Here is a 16,740-nt window from a genome sequence, read left to right as displayed (position 1 = left end):
ATGCGAACGGCGTCAGACGATACGCGGGTCTTCCTCATCGCCCCGTTCCAGCCGGTCAATGGCCTTCTGGGCATTCTGGCGAACGACCGGATCATCACTGTCAGCAGCGCGGCGGTACATGCTGAGCGCCGTCTCCAGATCAAACCGGACGCCCTCTCCCGCCTCGCACATCACGCCCAGACGGTAATAGGCCGGCAGGTAGCCATGATCCGCAGACAGCTGATACCAGCGGATCGCCTCGACATAGTCGACCGGCACGCCCTCGCCGTTGTGATGCACCACGGCGACATTGGCCATGGCGATGGCCGAGCCGTTGCGTGCGGCGGCCGTAAAGAGCTTCAGCGCCTCGGCATCGTCCTGGGGAACGCCGTTGCCGTTGGAATAGAGGGCACCCAGATCGTTCATCGCGGCCGCCGAGCCTGCCACCACGGCCTTGTTCAACCAGAGAACGGCTTTGCGCATGTCGACACCGACCCCGCGCCCCTGCTGATAGGCATTGGCCACCTGCACCATGCCGAGTTCCGAGCCGGCGTCCGCTGACCGACGGTACCAGCGCAGGGCTTCGACCAGGTCCGCCTCTATGTTGCCGCCGCCCTCAAAGACGATGCCGACATTGTACAGGGCATCCAGGTCGCCCAGTTCTGCCGCCTGACGGTAAAGACCCAGCGCCCTGCGCCGGTCTTCCGGAACGACCTCGCCATCGAAATAGAGATTGCCCAGCTCCAGCATGGCCTCGGCCACGCCGGCCGCCGCGCCCTTGGCCAGCCAATGTTGCGCAGCCTCGACGTCATACTGCGCCCCATCAGCGTCAAGATAGGCGAAGGCCAGGTCGACATAGGCCGTGGCGTCCCCGGCTTCGGCGCGTTTCAGCAGGCCAGTAAAGACCGGATCAGCCAGGGACGTGACCACGGGGGACGACGCAGGCTGCTGGCGCGCCTGGGCCGTCGGGGCTGCCCCCAACGCAGCCAGTCCCAACAGGACCACGAGCGCCTTTGAAATCATGACCACCCCAGACAACCGCCCGATTGTTGCCGCCGGACGACGAGCGTCAAGCCTTGCTGCCTGAGAGGCGAGTTGGGCCGGAACTGCCCGGCGGCGACTGGAAACGGAAGGGGAACATGCTATAGCCACAGGCAATGCCCGCGGCCGCTGTCCTTCCTCCCCGCTTCCAGGCCTGGTTCGCCGCGCGCGGCTGGAACGCGCGTCCACATCAGTTGGCCATGCTGGACAAGGCCCAGGCCGGACGGAGCGCCCTGCTGATCGCCCCGACCGGCGGGGGCAAGACCCTCGCCGGCTTTCTGCCCAGCCTGGTTGACCTGTCGCAGCGCTCGCCCCGCAACACGCCGGCCGGCGTGCACACGCTGTACATCTCGCCGCTCAAGGCCCTGGCAGTGGATGTCGAACGCAATCTGATGACCCCGATCCGGGAGATGGGGCTGACGATCGTCGCTGAAAGCCGCACCGGCGATACCGGCGAAAGCCGCAAGGCGCGCCAGAGGCTGAAGCCGCCGGACATCCTGCTGACCACGCCCGAGCAACTGGCCCTGTTCTGTGCCTGGGAAGGGGCCAGAGAGTACTTCGCCGACCTGGCCTGCGTGATCGTCGACGAGGCGCACGCGATCTGGCCGTCCAAGCGCGGCGACCTCCTGGCCCTGCACCTGGCGCGCCTTCAGCAGTTTGCCCCGAATATGCGGCGCGTCGGCCTGTCGGCGACCGTCGATGATCCCGATCTGGTGCGGCGCTGGCTGGGTGCCGGAGGCCAAGACAGTGTCGATCTCGTCCTCGGCTCCGGCGGCGCTCCGCCGGTCGTCGAGGTTCTGGTGTCCGGCGGCCGGGTGCCCTGGGCCGGCCACACCGCCGAACACGCCATGGCCGAGGTCTATGAGATCATCAAGGGATCGAAGACGGCCCTGGTCTTCGTCAATACGCGCTTCCAGGCCGAGTTCGCCTTCCAGAAGCTGTGGGAACTGAACGACGAAGGCCTGCCTATCGCCCTGCACCATGGCAGCCTGTCCGCCGAACAGCGGCGCAAGGTCGAATCCGCCATGGCCCGGGGCGCGCTGCGGGCCGTGGTCTGCACCTCGACCCTCGACATGGGCATCGACTGGGGCGACGTCGACCTGGTCATCCAGCTGGCCGCCCCCAAGGGGGCCTCCCGGATGGTGCAAAGGATCGGACGCGCCAATCACAGGCTGGATGAGCCCAGCCGCGCGATCTTCGTGCCCGCCAGCCGCTTTGAAATGCTGGAATGCCGCGCCGCCGCCGACGCCATCCTTGAAAACCACCTGGACGGAGATCCGGAGCGGATCGGAGCCCTGGATGTCCTGGCCCAGCATGTGATGGGCTGCGCCTGCTCCGAGCCCTTCGACCTCTTGTCGCTTTATGACGAGGTCCGCTCGGCGGGACCCTATTCGCCCCTGTCCTGGGAGGATTTCGAGGCGGTCGTCGACTTCGTCTCGACCGGTGGATACGCCCTCAAGACCTATGACAAGTTCCGCCGCATCGTGCCGGGGCCAGATGGTCTCTGGCGCGCCCGCAATGCCCAGACGGTTCAGCGGCACCGGATGAATGTCGGGGCCATCGTCTCACCGGCCACCGTCAATGTCCGGGTCGGCGGCGGCAAGCGCCCCGTGGGCGGGCGCAAGATCGGCGAGGCCGAGGAAGGCTATTTCGAGCAGCTGACCCCGGGCGACACCTTCGTCTTCGCCGGCCAGGTCTGGCGCTTCAACAGTATCGTCGGTGCTGACGCCTTCGTCAGCCCGGCGCCGGCGGATGATCCCAAAATGCCCAGCTGGGGCGGATCGAAGTTCCCGCTGTCGACCTATCTGGCCAGCCGCGTGCGGACCATGATGCACGACGAGACGGAATGGACCGCCCTGCCCCCGGACGTCCAGGAATGGCTGGCCTGGCAGAAACTGCGCTCAGCCCTGCCGGGCGAGGACGAGATGCTGCTTGAGACCTTTCCGCGCGGCAAACGCTTTTACCTCGTCTGCTACCCCTTCGACGGCCGTCTGGCCCACTCGACCCTGGCCATGTTGCTGACCCGGCGTCTGGACCGTCTCGGGGTCGGTCCCCTCGGCTTTGTCTGCAACGACTATGCGATCAGCCTCTGGTCGCTCAAGCCGATGAGCGACCTGGATCTTGAGGCCCTGTTCGACCAGGACATGCTGGGTGACGACCTCGAGGCCTGGCTGGAGGAGAGCTTCATGATGAAGCGGACCTTCAAGGCCTGCGCCCTGATCGCCGGCCTGATCGAGCGGCGCTATCCGGGAGAGGAGAAGTCCGGCCGGCAGGTGACCTTTTCGACCGACCTGATCTACGACGTCCTGCGCCGCCACCAGCCCGACCATCTTCTGCTCAGATGCGCCCGCGAAGACGCCGCCAGCGGCCTGCTGGACGTGGCGCGACTGGGCGACATGCTGGCACGCATCAAGGGCAGGATCCACCACGTCGCCCTGGACCGTGTCTCGCCTTTTGCCGTGCCGCTGATGCTGGAAATCGGCCGCGAGCGGGCCCCCGGCGACGCCGCCGGCGAGATGATCCTGGCGGAAGCCGAGGAAGACCTGATCGCCGAGGCCATGGCTTGACCCGGTTCGAACCCAGCCCCTGTGGCGGTCTTCAGATCACTCTTGCCGGAACCGGGGTCCTGTTGCGGGGCTCGGGGGCCCTGTGGCTGGAGACCGAGCGCACCCTGGTGGTGGCCGATCTGCACTTCGAGAAGGGCAGCAGCTACGCCGCCCGTTTCGGCCAGATGCTGCCGCCCTATGACACGCGCGAAACCCTGGATCGGCTGGATCGCGAGATCGCCGCCCTGTCGCCCGCCCGCCTGATCTTTCTCGGCGACAGCTTCCATGACGGCCAGGGCGAAAGCCGCCTGTCGGGCGAAGACGCCGACCGCCTGCGAGACCTGGCGCAGGGTCGGGACCTGGTCTGGGCCGTGGGCAATCATGACGAAGACGGTCCTCAGGACCTGCCTGGCGTGATTATCGACGAAGCCTCGATGCTTGGCCTCGTTCTGCGCCACGAACCCCGGAACGGTCATCAGCCTGGCGAGGTGGCCGGTCACCTGCATCCGGCGGCGCGGGTTTCGAGCGGACGCGGCAGCGTGCGACGGCGCTGTTTCGTCACCGACGGGTCGCGGCTGATCCTTCCCGCCTTCGGGGCCTTTACGGGCGGACTGAATGTTCTGGATGGAGCCTTTGCGGGCCTGTTCGAAAGCCCGATCCTGGCGGCGGCTCTGGGCAAGGACCGCATTCATGCGATCGGGCCACGCTCGTTGCGGCCCGACTAGACCTACATATGCAGGGCTTGCTCCAGGGCGAAGGCGAGCGAAATCGCGGCCCCCGAGGTGAGGAGGGTCCGCATCCTGGGTCGCCAGGCCGGACCATCATGATCCGAAACGTCCCAAACCCACTGCAGCAGGAAGACGAGCAGGAAACCTGACAATTGCCAGGCCGGCTCGAAGCGCAGTTCGCCGACCAGAAGGCCAAAGCCGGCCAGGGGGAAAAGAAGGGACAGGCCCAGGACCATCCAGCGTGGGCTGGGGTTTTCAATCTCAAGCCCCGTCCGCACGCCGCCGAAATAGGAGACCATGGCGGTCGAATAGGCGAGCAGTGACAGCAGGGCCCCGCTCTGGGACCCGGCCGGGCCGTAGCAGAACAGACCCGACGCCACGAAGAAGGGTATCAGGGTCGCAAGGCCGAACACCCAAACCGCCGGCGGAGCCGGTACGCGATCCGCAGATGGCTCGCTCATCAATCTACTCCTGCGGAGGGCCGCCCCCGCGACCTTCCCAACCCCGGCCGCGACTATACTCAGTCAGGCCGCGAGGTCCACGGAGGATATTTGCCGAGTGGATTCAAGCGTCCTGCGGCGGTCAGCGGGTATAGACCGACAGCCGGTTGAGGGTTTCGGTATCCAGAGCCCCCGAGGACGGCAGGCCCTGATCACGCTGATAGGCGGCGATCGCCATGCGCAGGGCCGGCGAGGCAACGCCGTCACGCGGCCCCTGATAATAGCCCAGTTGCGACAGCACGCGCTGCGCCGTTCCCAGACCGGCCGACGCCGAAGCGGTGGCGGTAGTCGGGATCACCGAAGCATTCACGGTCTGGGCGCGGAATCCCATGGCGGACCGGTCGGCCGTGCGCTGGGCCTCGGCCGTCAGCTGTGGCCGTAGCGCCGCCGCCCGCGCCTTGGAAGTCGCATCCCCCGCGCGGCCGGCGATCACGTACCACTTGTAGGCTTCAGCCGGATTCTGGCTGACGCCCCAGCCGCCTTCATAGAGCTGAGCCAGGTTGAACTGGCTGTCGACGAGGCCCTGGTCGGCGGCCTTGCGGAACCAGCTGGCCGCAGTGGTCGAGTTCTTGGAGCCGCCCTCACCCTTGAAATAGAACAGGGCCAGATTGTGCATCGCGCGCGGATCACCGGCGATGGCCGCCCGCTCGGTCCAGCGGCGGGCCTCGACGAGGTCCTTCTTCACGCCGCCTTCGCCCATCTCGTACATCTTGCCGAGATAGAACTGGGCGCGCGGCAGGCCGAGATTGGCGGCCTTGCGCAGGACATCGACGCCGGAACGATCCTTGGCCTCGATCTTGCGGACACCGTCATCGAACAGCGCCTGGGCATTTTCCTGGGGCGGCGCGGGCGGCGGCGGCGCCGTTTCGGGCGTGACCGGCGTGATCAACTGCGGTGACAGGGCCACGGCGGCACGCGGCGCGCCGGGGGTCGTGTCGGCTTCCGCCGTCTGGATCTCGACTTCGGACTTGCGGCCCGCGATGGACTGGGCCACGCGATCCGGCATCTCTCCCTGGCCATGGTCGGGTAGCAGCAGGCCCGCCACACCAGCGCCCATGGCCCCGGCGACGCCGAACACCATCAGGGCCGTGGCGACCGTCGAACCGACCCGGCGCTTGGCCGGCTTGATCGAGGCCTTGGATCCGAAACCCGCAAACAGCGAAGGACGAGCCGGCTTGTCCTTGGACTTGCTGTCTTTCTTGTCTTTCTTGGCCTTCACGTCAGCGACGGCCGCCGCACGCGCGGCGGCGCGGGCCTGTTCGATCACTTCGCGCGTCGACAGCGGGCGCGACGGCTCCATCGACTCCGGAACCTCCGGTGCCGAGAAAGAGCCGAAGTCGGAGGCCGGCGCGAAGCTTTCGACCGCTTCGGACGGTTCCTGGCCGACAAAGCCGTCTGCGGCCTCATAGTCGTCATCATCGAAGCCCGGAGGCTCGGGATCGACGGCCGGGAAAGCCGCGACCTCAAAGACGGGCGCGCGAGGTGCTTGTGCTGGTGCCGGTGCCGGCGCGCTGAAGACGTCCTCGTCGACAGCAGGCTCGCCGCCGAAGGAGTAGCTGCTGGTCTCAAACGGCGACACGGCTGGCGAACGGACCACCGGTGCCGGTGCCGCCGTCGCAATGGGCTGAGCCACGGCCTGTTCGGCCAGCTTGCGCTGAGCGTCGCCGAGGCGGCTGTCGATCTTCTCGCGGGCTTCGTCCAGCATCCGCGCGGTCCGCTCTTCGCTCTGGCGAATGCGGTCGATCAGTTCCTGGGACGAGCGCTCATGACGCTGGTTCAGGCGATCCGTGACGCGGGTGACCTGCTCGCCAACATCGTCGATGGCCAGGGCATTGCGCCGCTCGGCATTTCCGATCCGCTCAGCGAGCTTCTCGGTGATGCGGGCGATTTCATTGCCGAGCTTCTCCAGAGCCTGGGCCTGGACACTGTCCGCACGGTTGAGCTTGTGTTCGACCGTCGAAGCGATACGCGCCACTTCGCCGCCGACCTGCTCGATCGCGGCAGCATTGCGGCTTTCAGCGGCCTGGACCCGACGATTGAAGGCGTCAGCGACACCCACGACCTCACGCCCCATGCGCTCTATGGCCTGGGCCGAGCGTTGTTCGGCGGCCTGCACATGCGCAGCCATCTCGCCGAGTTTCTGCTCCATCCGGTCAAAACGGCCATCGGCGCTGTCGCGCAGCTTGGCCGCCATCTCAAGACGAGCAGCCTCCATGCGCCGGGTCAGGTCACCGGCCAGTTGGTCGAGGCGGTCCTGGACGCCGGCTGCGGGATTGCCACCCTCGACGGCCTGCAGTCGACCATCCAGGGCGGAGAATGAGGAGCCGAGTTCACGCAGGGCTTCGGCGGTGCGGGTCTCAGCCGCTTCAAGCCTTTGTCCCAGGCGAGCCACAACGTCTTCGACGAGGGCCGAAGTGTCCGTGGCGGGAGCTGGTTGGGAGTCCAGGCGGGCCTCAAGCGCGGCGATCGCTTCGCGAGTCCGCGCTTCGCCTTCGTAAAGATGCCCGGCAACCTTGCCCAGCGCGCCTTCAAGCGCCCTGAGGGCTTCAGCAGACCGCGGCCCAACGGCCTCGGCTTCCATGCGGCGCAGGCGTTCGGCCGAGCGCATCTGCTCGGTACGGATCTCGTCGACCGCGCCTTCAAACCGGGCAGCGACTGCGATTTGCTCGCGTTCGGACAGGGCCAGGCGGCTCAGTGCGCCGCGAACCGACTGGTCAATGCCCGTGATGGCGGCAGCGGACCGGCCCTCTGCCGCTTCGATCCGGTGGGTCAGACGGTCCAGCGCAATGGCGACCCGGCCGACTTCATCGGCCGGATGCTCGGCCATCTCGATACGGGAGGGCGCGTCCCCGTCCGAGGCGATATGCAGGTAGGCATTGGTGCCACGATCCTGGGCGGAACGATCCTGGCCAGAGGCACCGACGATGTCGGCCGACGGCGCATCGGCACCCGGCCCTTCACCCTCGATGATCATGCGGTTGAGCCACTCGCCCAACGTCATGCCGGAGCGACGCGCGAGGTCCTTGGCGACCTCCCGTGCCTTGGGGTCTATCCCCTTTACGCTCCATGGCGCTGCGGCCGTCATACGAATCGTTCTCCCCGTACTTGGGGACCAACGCTAGTCACCGATTCCTGGGGTGTAAACGCGACCAAAACGCTAAATCTAGTGGGTTCGCGATTCATAAGTGGAGGAATCAGGGCGCAGCTCCAACCCTGTTTACCTTGATTAAAAAGCAAGGGGGTTAACGCGGGTTAACCATTTGCCAGGCCGATTGTCGCAGGGCATGGATGACCCATGGACCTACCCGTTACGATCACGACCCTCGTCGTGCTGCTGATCCTCGCCACCGTCTGCGGCTGGCGCGGCGCACGTCCCGCCAATATTCTCAAGGGGCCGCGCATGATGCCGTGGCGTCCGCTGATGATGATCTGCGTCGTCGCCGCCATGCTGCTGCTGGTCCATCTTCTGAACCTTCTGGGCCTCGAGACAGGCCACCAGGCGCGTTATTAGGTCGCGGACCGTTTTGGCCGCTTGGTCAGCCCGCTGACCCCGCCCGAAGACAGAAGACCGATGTCAGCGAGCAGAAAAGGGATCGCCCACTTGCGCGGCGCGGCAATGTAGCGCGGCTGCCAGACGGGGTCATACTTGTCCTTGTACCGGCGCACGCCCTGGAAATTGTAGATCTCTTCTCCACGCTCATAGAGCAGGCGACCCACGCGCGACATGATCGGGGCCAGAGGGCGATCCTGCAGCCCCGCGAGCGGTGCCATGCCGAACTCAAAGGCCAGATAGCCTTCGTCTCGCCCCCACTGCAGAAGCTCGACGAACAGGTAGTCCATGACGTTCTTGGGCGCGTCGTCCGAATAGCGCATCAGGTCCATTGAGAAGGCGGACTTGTGGGCTGTGGTCCACAGTGTGGCAAAGGCCACGATCCGGCCTTCGAACCGAACAATGGCAACCGGAAACTCCGCCACATAGCGTGGGTCGAAGCCACCCATCGAGAAGCCCTTCTCGCCGCCGGCATGGTGACCGAGCCAGGCGTCGGAGATCTCCTTCAGGGCCTCCATCGGGGCCTGGCCGGCAGGAAGCACCTCAAATTCCGCGCCCCCCTCCCCGGCCTTGCGCCAGTTGCGACGCAGGACTTCGCGCCGCCGTCCGACCAGAGAAAAGGCGGCCAGGGGCACGGCAGCGCTCTCGCCGGTCTTCTGTATCGCCAGGCCCAGGTCGACGCTGTCGGGCAGGTCATCTGGGCCCAGGGCGTAGAAGCCGGCACGGGCGGCATGGGCATCGGCCAGTTCGCGAAACCGCCAGAACAGTTCCATCCGCTCGTCGCGGCGCCCGACGGGCGGTCCCAGGGCGATCCACGATCGCCGCCGGACCCCGAACATCAAAAAGCTTTCGCCCGAGGCCGAGAACAGGAAGCGCTTGTCGCCCAGCAGGGCGAGGTTGGCACCGGGCTCGGCATCCTCGGCCTTGGCCAGGATCGCCCGGACCCGATCGAATTCGGGATCGGTGTCGTCCACGACGGGCGGCATGGCCGGCGTGGAGATCATGCGCCAGACCCCGATCGCCAGAAGGACGATCGCGGCCGCAACCGACGAGCGCAGGGCTCGGGCCGCGTCCTGGTCGCCCATGAGCCGCATCCAGGATTTGTCGGCATATTCGGTGTGGTTGAAGATCCACCAGCCGCAGAAGGTCGCGCCGCCCAGCGCCGCCGCCGCCGACAGCAGCCAGGCCGGCGTGATCTCCATCCGAAACAGCGCCGCCTTGCGGGGGAAGGCCTCGTGGAACGGCAAGATCAGCAGGCAACAAAGGGACAGCAGGGCTGTCTCCTCCCAGTTCAGGCCCTTGAAGATGGCCAGAAGCGCCGCCGCAGCGAGGGTTATGACGGCCGCCCACCAGGCCCCGTCGAGGCGCGATCGAAGGCCAAAGGCCAGCAACAGCAGCACCAGGCCCAGAATGGACGACACGAAGTGGCTGATTTCGATCAGCAGGTCAGGTGCAAAGGCCAGCAGCAAGGCAAAGCGCGTCGGCTCGGACGGCGTTGCTCCGGAGGTCAGCAGCATGACGCCAGCCGACACCGCCAGGATCGCCGAAAGCGTCGGCGCCATTGCCAGTGCCGCCGGTCTGAATTCAGGCGCAGACATCAACAACCCGGATCGGCGAATCCCCCGCGGGATCCCTTTGAACGCCTGTATACGCCGGAACATGTGACGCGGTCGCCCGCGTCGCGATAAACGATTGTTTGAATCGACTTGCCCGACGCGTCCGGACGCGTAGTCTGAGGGCGAGCGGTGCCGCGAAGCACCGAACGACCACGACTCCAAGGGAGAGACGACCATGGCCGACTTCGGTGGAACCGAGCTCGACGCCTTCCGCGCCGATACCCGTGCCTGGCTGGAAGCCAACTATCCGCCGTCGCTGCATGCGCCGATGGGCGAGGACGATGCGCCCTGGGGCGGTCGCAAGATGGTCTGGAAGAAGCCCGACGCCAAGCTCTGGCTCGATCGCATGGCCGAGCGCGGCTGGACCGCCCCGATGTGGCCCACCGAATACGGCGGCGGCGGCCTCTCCAAGGCCCAGAACAAGGTCCTGGAACAGGAGCTGCGGCGCATCAAGGCGCGACCGGCCCTGATGAGCTTCGGCGTCTGGATGCTGGGCCCGGTGCTGCTGGAATATGCCACGGAGGAGCAGAAGAAGCAGTTCATCCCCGGCATCGTCCGGGGTGAGACCCGCTGGTGCCAGGGCTATTCGGAACCCGGCGCGGGCTCGGATCTCGCGGCCCTGCAGACCAAGTGCGAGGACAAGGGCGACCACTATCTGATCAATGGCCAGAAGGTCTGGACCAGCTATGCCGACCAGGCCGACTGGATCTTCTGTCTGGTGCGCACCGACACCAGCAAGAAGCACGAAGGCATTTCGTTCGTGCTGTTCGACATGACCACGCCAGGCGTTGATCCACGCCCGATCAAGCTGATCAGCGGCTCCTCGCCCTTCTGCGAGACCTTCTTCGACAATGTGAAGGTTCCCAAGGACCAGCTGGTCGGCAAGCTGAACGGCGGCTGGGACATCGCCAAGCGCCTGCTGCAGTACGAGCGCCAGAACATCTCCGCCAGCGGCTTCGGCGGCGGCGGCGGACTGGACCTCATTGATGTGGCGAAGAAAGAAGTCGGCGTCGACGAAGCCGGCCGTATTGCCGACGGCGACCTGCGCGCCCGCATCGCCGCCCATCGCATGGACGCCCATGCCTTCGCCCTGACGGTGCGTCGTGCCGAACAGGAGTCGAAGACCGGCAAGGGCCCCAGCGCCGCCGTCTCGATCATCAAGTATGCCGCCGCCAAGATGAACCAGGAGCGCTACGAACTGATGGTCGAGGCCATGGGCCTGCAGGGCCTGGGCTGGGAGGGCGAAGGCTTCAGCAAGGACGAGCTCAACGTCACGCGCGGCATGCTGCGCTCGAAGGGCAACTCGATCGAGGGCGGCACCAGCGAGGTCAATCTCAACGTCGTCGCCAAGCGCGTGCTCGGCCTGCTGGATCACCAGTGATCCTCATTCGTCCGTACCGATCGGGCCCGGATCTGGGCCGTCCAACATCATTTGAGGGAGCCGCCTGACATGGCCGTCCTGACCGAAGAACAGACCATGCTGCGCGACGCGGCCAAGGGCTGGACCACTGACAGCGCCCCCGTCGGGGCTTTGCGCAAGCTGCGCGACAGCAAGTCGGGCCAGAGCTTCGACCCCACCGCCTGGGCCGAGATGGGCCAGATGGGCTGGGCCGGCGTGGTCGTGGCCGAAGAGCACAATGGCTCGGCCTTCGGCTATCTGGGCCTGGGCCTGGTGCTGGAAGAGACCGGCCGCAACCTCGTGGCGTCTCCCCTGCTCTCCACCGCCCTGATCGCCGCCTCAGCCCTTGGCCTGGCCGGGACAGACGCCCAGAAGACGGCCTGGCTGGACAAGATTGCCCTTGGCGAAGCCGTCGCCACCCTGGCGGTCGATGAGGGCTCGCACCATGCGCCGGCACGAACCGCCCTGGCGGCGGTCAAGGCCGGCGACGGCTTCAAGCTCAATGGCTCCAAGACCTTTGTCATCGACGGGGACGCAGCCGACCTGTTGATCGTCGTCGCCCGCACTAGCGGCAAGCCCGGCGACACCGACGGCCTGACCCTGTTCCTGGTCCCCGGTGACACGGCCGGCGTCACGCGCACCCATCTGGCCCTGGCCGACTCGCGCGGTGCCGCCCAGATCACCTTCACGGACGTCTCGATTGGCTCGGACGCCGTGCTGGGTGAGGTCGACAAGGGCTGGACTGTGCTCGAGCCGACCCTGGACCGCGCCTATGCGGGACTGGCGGCAGAGATGCTGGGCACGGCCAGCGCCGCCTTCGACATCACCCTGGACTATCTGAAGACCCGCACCCAGTTCGGCCAGGTGATCGGTACGTTCCAGGCCCTGCAACATCGGGCGGCCAAGCTGTTCACCGATCTGGAAACCACACGGTCCTGCGTCGAGGCGGCCCTCGAAGCCCTCGACGCCGGTGGCGACAGCCGCACCCTGGCCTCCCTCGCCAAGGCCAAGGCCAGCGAGGTTCTGCACCTGGCAACCAATGAAATGGTCCAGATGCACGGTGGCATCGGCATGACCGACGCCCATGATTCCGGCCTCTACATGAAGCGCGCCCGGGTCGCGGAAGCCCTGTTTGGCGGCGCGGCCTTCCACCGGGATCGCTACGCGCGCCTGCAAGGCTTCTGATCCGCGCGGCCCACTGTCCCGATCGGGCGGTGGGCCGAGCTCAGAAGCTTGAGCGCCTAGCGCTTGCGGACCGGCAGAGGCGCATGGGCCAGGCGCAGCAGATTGGCGGCGCCTGGCGCGCCGAACGGCGTGCCGGCAACGATCAGGAGGCGCTCGCCGGGGGACACCAGGCCCAGTTCCAGCGCCCGGCTGGCGGCATCGGTCGTGACCACCTCGAGGCTGTCCGGCTGGGCGCTGACCCGGGGCTCCACACCCCAGACCAGGGTCATGCGGCGCACGGCCTCGATCCTGGGCGACAGGGCCAGCACCGGCTGCAGAGGGCGCTCGCGCGCCAGTCGACGGGCCGTCGCGCCCGTGGTGGTGAAGGCCACAAGGCACTTGGTCGAACCGGCCTTGGCAGCGCCCGCCGCAGCGACCACCAGCACGTCTGCGTCGTCATCGTCATGCGACTGCTCGGCCTGCATCAGCTCCGGCCAGCGCGGATCGCGCTCAACCCGCTCGATGATGCGGTTCATCATGGCCACCGATTCCTCGGGATATTCGCCCGCTGCGGACTCAGCCGACAGCATGACCGCGTCCGCGCCTTCATAGACGGCATTGGCCACGTCAGAAGCCTCGGCCCGGGTCGGGGTCGGTGAGCTGGTCATGGATTCCAGCATCTGGGTCGCGACGATCACGGGGATGCCGCGCTCACGCGCCGCACGCAGGATGGTCTTCTGGGCGACAGGCACCTCTTCCGGGGCCATCTCGACGCCGAGATCGCCACGGGCGACCATCACACCGTCGCAGAGGTCCATGATCGCGCCGAGGCATTCCAGCGCCTGGGGCTTCTCGATCTTGGCCAGTACTGCGGCACGCCCTTCGACGATCCGGCGCAACTCGGCCATGTCCTCGGGAGCCTGCACGAAGGACAGGGCGACCCAGTCGACACCAAGACGCAGGGCGAAGGCCAGGTCCTCGCGATCCTTGGGCGTCAGCGGCGACATCGGGATGACCACATCGGGCACGGCGACGCCCTTGCGTTCCGACAGTTTGCCGCCGTTGACCACGGTGGTGTTGGCATAGCCGGGGCCCGCATCGGTCACGGTCATCCGCAGCTTGCCGTCATCCAGCAGCAGGGTGGCTCCCGGGCGCATCGCGACAAGGATCTCAGGGTGCGGCAGGTGCACGCGGGTCTCGTCGCCCGGGGTCGGATCGTCGTCAAAGCGGAAGGCCTGGCCAGCCTTCAACTGAACCGGCCCATTGGCAAACTTGCCGACGCGCAGCTTTGGCCCCTGCAGGTCAGCCAGAATACCGAGCGGCCGGCCGACGATCGGCTCGGCGGCCCGGATGGCGGCATAGACCGCAGCATGGGTCTCGTGCGCGCCGTGGCTGAAGTTCAGACGGAAGACGTCAGCCCCGGCCTTGGCCAGGGTGACGATCATCTCCGGCGAACTGGATGCCGGGCCGATGGTGGCGACGATACGGGAACGACGCGCGCGGATCATGCGGCCGCTCCTTCTAGGAAAGCATGGGGTGCTGAGGTCAGGGGCAGACGGCGTCGCCCTCGTTGGAGGCCAGCCGGATTTCGGTGAAGGCCAGAGCGAACCGTCCCGTCGTCGACAGGGCAAACGGGGAGGAAACATGCTCCATGTCCGCCCCCTTTGCCTTGAAACAGGAAAGTTTGATCTTGGCCGTACGCCATTCGCCAATTTTCCCGCTGGAGAAGGTTGACGTTACGTCTAGCGCCGCGCCGCAGGATTCGCCACAGGCGATCGCTAGGGAAACCGGTTTCTCCGGCGCGACATCCACCCGGTAGCGGATCGACACGGCCATGTCGCCGGTGGTCTGGCGCGACAGGTCCACGGGCTGGCCCATGACCTGGAGCGAACCATTGCCCTCCCCGCTCCATTCGGCGAGACGCGCATTTTCCTGGGCACCGGCGTCGATCGGCTTTACCGCCAGGGCTCCGCCGATGTTCAGGGTCCAGGGCGCTGGTGCGCGGCCGGCAATGAAATAGCGGTCGACATTGATCGCCGCCGACACCACGCCGGGATCTTCCGACAAGGTCGCAACCTTGCCCGGCTTGGCGTAGCTCAGGCCGTAGCCATAAGCGAACTGCGGATCATAGCCGGCATCACCGCGATTGAGCGGCACCTGATTGGCCCGCTTGGGCCAGGAGAAGGACAGCTTGCCCTTGAAGTCATGGCGCGGCTTGCCCGCCTTGTTGCCGATCAGGACATCCGCGACCCCGCCGCCCTCGCTGCCCGGAAGCCAGGCGGCGACAAAGGCGTCAGAGGCATTGATCTCGGGATTGGTCCAGAGCGGACGACCGGTCAGGAACACGGCGACCACAGGAATGCCCTGGGCCTTGAGCGACTTGATCAGGGCAAGGTCCCTCTTGTCGCCGGGCTGATATTCCAGATTGGTCACATCGCCCTGGAACTCGGCATAGGGGTTCTCGCCGAACACCACCACGGCCACATCGGGCCGGGTCTTGAACGCACCGTCCGGGGCCAGCTCAGCCTGGCCACCGCCCGCCTTTACCGCCTCGGCAATACCGGCATAGATCGACTGTCCGCCCGGAAAGTCGCTGTTCTTGTTGCCTGTGCCCTGCCAGGTCAGGGTCCAGCCGCCGGACTGCTTGCCAATGTCGTCGGCACCGTCCCCGGCGACCAGCACCCTGGCGGCGCTCTTGATCGGCAGAACACCCTGGTTCTTCAGCAGCACCAGGGACTTGCGAACAGCTTCTCTCGCGACAGCCCTATGCTCGGGCGCACCCAGCAGTTCGAACTTGCCTTCCAGGGGACGCTTGCCATCGAACAGGCCCGCCTTGACCTTGACCCGCAGCACACGGCGCACGGCGTCGTCAATCCGGGCCATCGGGATCGTGCCGTCCCTCACCTGGGCCAGGGTGTTGTCGAACAGGCCCTTCCAGCTGTCGGGGGCCATGACCATGTCCATCCCGGCGATATAGGCCTGAGGGCAGTTGGTATTGGTGCAGCCCTCGACCTGTCCGTGGGCGTTCCAGTCACCGACGATGAAGCCTTCGAAGCCCATGCGCTCCTTCAGGACGCCGGTCTGCAGGCTCTTGTTGCCGGAATGCTTGACCCCGTTCCAGCTGGAGAACGAGACCATCACGGTCATGATCCCGGCGTCGATGGCGGGCGGATAGCCCTGGGCATGGAGCCGGATCAGGTCCTGCTCGGAGATCAGGGCGTCGCCCTGGTCCTTGCCACCCTCGGTGCCGCCGTCGGCAACGAAGTGCTTGGCCGAGCCGACCACATGGTTCGTGGCAAGGGCTTGTCCGGATTTAAGAACACCCTGCAGGCCCAGGGTCATGGGACCCGCATAGGCCTTCACCACCTCAGGGTCCTCGGCATAGCCCTCATAGGCTCGCCCCCAGCGCTCGTCGCGCGGCACGGCCACCGTGGGCCCGAACGTCCAGTCGGCGCCGGTCGCGGCGACCTCGGCGGCCGTGACCTCACCGATCCGGCGGATCAGGTCCGGGTCGCGCGCGGCACCGAGGCCGACATTGTGCGGGAATACCGTCGCGCCGACGATGTTGTTGTGACCATGCACGGCGTCGATGCCGAAGATGATCGGGATCGTGGTCTTGCCCTCACCCGTTTCCAGGGCGACGGCGCGATAGGCCCTGATCCATTCCAGCCAGCGCGCCGGCGTAGCACGGTCATTGCCGTCCGGGGCGGTATTGCCACCGGCCTCCACCGACCCGAGGGGATACTTGCGAAGGTCCTCCGGCGAGATGGCCGAGCCGTCAGCCATGATGGTCTGCCCCACCTTTTCTTCGAGGCTCATGCGCGACATCAGGTCGGTGATGAAGGCCTCGGTCCGGTCGTCGGTGATCGACCTGGGGCTCGCCGCCTTGGGCCAGAGTTCGGGATTTGCGACTGCTGATCCGGCCTGGGCGAAGGCCGCCTGACCAAGACTACCTGCCATCAGCAGGGCAAGAACCGAAGCCTGGGCGGTGCGGTGGCTAAAGGACATGAAACTTCCCGTGTCGTTCGGAGCCGGCACCCTAGGCGTCGGCAAACAGAAAAGGCCCGAGGCTGCGCGCAGGTGCGCCGCAACGGGAAGCTGGGGCCGGTGCATCCCCGAGCGGAGACCCCGAACGACGGTGCGCGCGGGCCGGCAAATTGAGCTGCGAGACCAGTGTCTCCTCCAGACGCCGCTTGGGGGCAGCGTTCTTGATTGCC

11 protein-coding genes are annotated in these 16,740 nt (G+C 66.6%); 5 read left to right on the top strand and 6 right to left on the bottom strand.

Going from position 1 to position 16,740, the window contains the following annotated elements; translation table 11 throughout:
- Nucleotides 1–12: 12 nt before the first annotated feature.
- Nucleotides 13–1,002: an SEL1-like repeat protein gene (locus ACW17U_RS04760; RefSeq protein WP_492055038.1), complete on the bottom strand. Its 990-nt coding sequence runs from the start codon at nt 1,000–1,002 to the stop codon at nt 13–15.
- A gap of 134 nt (nt 1,003–1,136) precedes the next feature.
- Here ACW17U_RS04760 and ACW17U_RS04755 point away from each other — a divergent pair, with 134 nt between their 5' ends.
- Nucleotides 1,137–3,587 (top strand): ligase-associated DNA damage response DEXH box helicase, encoded by a 2,451-nt coding sequence (locus ACW17U_RS04755; RefSeq protein ID WP_492055037.1) that lies wholly within the window; start codon nt 1,137–1,139, stop codon nt 3,585–3,587.
- Nucleotides 3,584–4,291, top strand: a complete 708-nt coding sequence (pdeM, locus tag ACW17U_RS04750) for a ligase-associated DNA damage response endonuclease PdeM (protein WP_492055036.1) — start codon at nt 3,584–3,586, stop codon at nt 4,289–4,291. The genes ACW17U_RS04755 and pdeM overlap by 4 nt, the downstream gene beginning before the upstream one ends.
- Before the next feature lie 2 nt (nt 4,292–4,293).
- Here the strand turns inward: pdeM and ACW17U_RS04745 are convergent, their stop codons facing one another.
- Nucleotides 4,294–4,755, bottom strand: coding sequence for a DUF3429 domain-containing protein (locus tag ACW17U_RS04745; RefSeq protein WP_062147519.1), 462 nt, complete (start codon nt 4,753–4,755; stop codon nt 4,294–4,296).
- A 121-nt stretch (nt 4,756–4,876) separates the two neighbouring features.
- A complete protein-coding gene (locus ACW17U_RS04740) occupies nt 4,877–7,879 on the bottom strand; it encodes a peptidoglycan-binding protein (protein ID WP_492055035.1) in 3,003 nt (1,000 codons plus the stop codon).
- Nucleotides 7,880–8,089: 210 nt separating this feature from the next.
- On the opposite strand from ACW17U_RS04740, the gene ACW17U_RS04735 reads away from it, so the two are divergent.
- A complete protein-coding gene (locus ACW17U_RS04735; RefSeq protein WP_492055034.1) occupies nt 8,090–8,305 on the top strand; it encodes a hypothetical protein in 216 nt (71 codons plus the stop codon).
- On the opposite strand, the gene ACW17U_RS04730 is transcribed toward ACW17U_RS04735, so the two are convergent.
- Nucleotides 8,302–9,942, bottom strand: a complete 1,641-nt coding sequence (locus tag ACW17U_RS04730) for a phosphatidylglycerol lysyltransferase domain-containing protein (RefSeq protein ID WP_492055033.1) — start codon at nt 9,940–9,942, stop codon at nt 8,302–8,304. The genes ACW17U_RS04735 and ACW17U_RS04730 overlap by 4 nt on opposite strands.
- 193 nt (nt 9,943–10,135) lie before the next feature.
- On the opposite strand from ACW17U_RS04730, the gene ACW17U_RS04725 reads away from it, so the two are divergent.
- Nucleotides 10,136–11,341 carry an acyl-CoA dehydrogenase family protein gene (locus tag ACW17U_RS04725; RefSeq protein ID WP_492055032.1) on the top strand — a complete coding sequence of 402 codons (1,206 nt, stop codon included), beginning with the start codon at nt 10,136–10,138 and terminating at the stop codon, nt 11,339–11,341.
- A gap of 69 nt (nt 11,342–11,410) precedes the next feature.
- Entirely contained in the window at nt 11,411–12,544 is a 1,134-nt protein-coding gene (locus tag ACW17U_RS04720; protein WP_492055031.1) for an acyl-CoA dehydrogenase family protein, read from the top strand.
- Between the two features lie 56 nt (nt 12,545–12,600).
- Here the strand turns inward: ACW17U_RS04720 and pyk are convergent, their stop codons facing one another.
- Complete coding sequence (gene pyk / locus ACW17U_RS04715) at nt 12,601–14,031, bottom strand: pyruvate kinase (RefSeq protein ID WP_062147537.1); 1,431 nt, start codon at nt 14,029–14,031, stop codon at nt 12,601–12,603.
- A 37-nt stretch (nt 14,032–14,068) separates the two neighbouring features.
- Nucleotides 14,069–16,531, bottom strand: a complete 2,463-nt coding sequence (locus tag ACW17U_RS04710) for a glycoside hydrolase family 3 protein (protein WP_062147539.1) — start codon at nt 16,529–16,531, stop codon at nt 14,069–14,071.
- Between the last annotated feature and the right edge of the window lie 209 nt (nt 16,532–16,740).

The sequence above is a fragment of the Caulobacter sp. AVps16 genome, assembly GCF_058681455.1.
Note: the sequence above shows the minus strand (reverse complement) of the source record. Positions and strands in the feature narration are given on the sequence as shown.

Excerpts from the sequence above, each read along its gene's own strand:
- ACW17U_RS04760 (WP_492055038.1), bottom strand. The coding sequence starts at position 1,002 with ATGATTTCAAAGGCGCTCGTGGTCCTGTTGGGACTGGCTGCGTTGGGG.
- ACW17U_RS04755 (WP_492055037.1), top strand. The coding sequence starts at position 1,137 with ATGCCCGCGGCCGCTGTCCTTCCTCCCCGCTTCCAGGCCTGGTTCGCC.
- ACW17U_RS04745 (WP_062147519.1), bottom strand. The coding sequence starts at position 4,755 with ATGAGCGAGCCATCTGCGGATCGCGTACCGGCTCCGCCGGCGGTTTGG.
- ACW17U_RS04740 (WP_492055035.1), bottom strand. The coding sequence starts at position 7,879 with ATGACGGCCGCAGCGCCATGGAGCGTAAAGGGGATAGACCCCAAGGCA.
- ACW17U_RS04735 (WP_492055034.1), top strand. The coding sequence starts at position 8,090 with ATGGACCTACCCGTTACGATCACGACCCTCGTCGTGCTGCTGATCCTC.
- ACW17U_RS04730 (WP_492055033.1), bottom strand. The coding sequence starts at position 9,942 with ATGTCTGCGCCTGAATTCAGACCGGCGGCACTGGCAATGGCGCCGACG.
- ACW17U_RS04725 (WP_492055032.1), top strand. The coding sequence starts at position 10,136 with ATGGCCGACTTCGGTGGAACCGAGCTCGACGCCTTCCGCGCCGATACC.
- ACW17U_RS04720 (WP_492055031.1), top strand. The coding sequence starts at position 11,411 with ATGGCCGTCCTGACCGAAGAACAGACCATGCTGCGCGACGCGGCCAAG.
- pyk (WP_062147537.1), bottom strand. The coding sequence starts at position 14,031 with ATGATCCGCGCGCGTCGTTCCCGTATCGTCGCCACCATCGGCCCGGCA.
- ACW17U_RS04710 (WP_062147539.1), bottom strand. The coding sequence starts at position 16,531 with ATGTCCTTTAGCCACCGCACCGCCCAGGCTTCGGTTCTTGCCCTGCTG.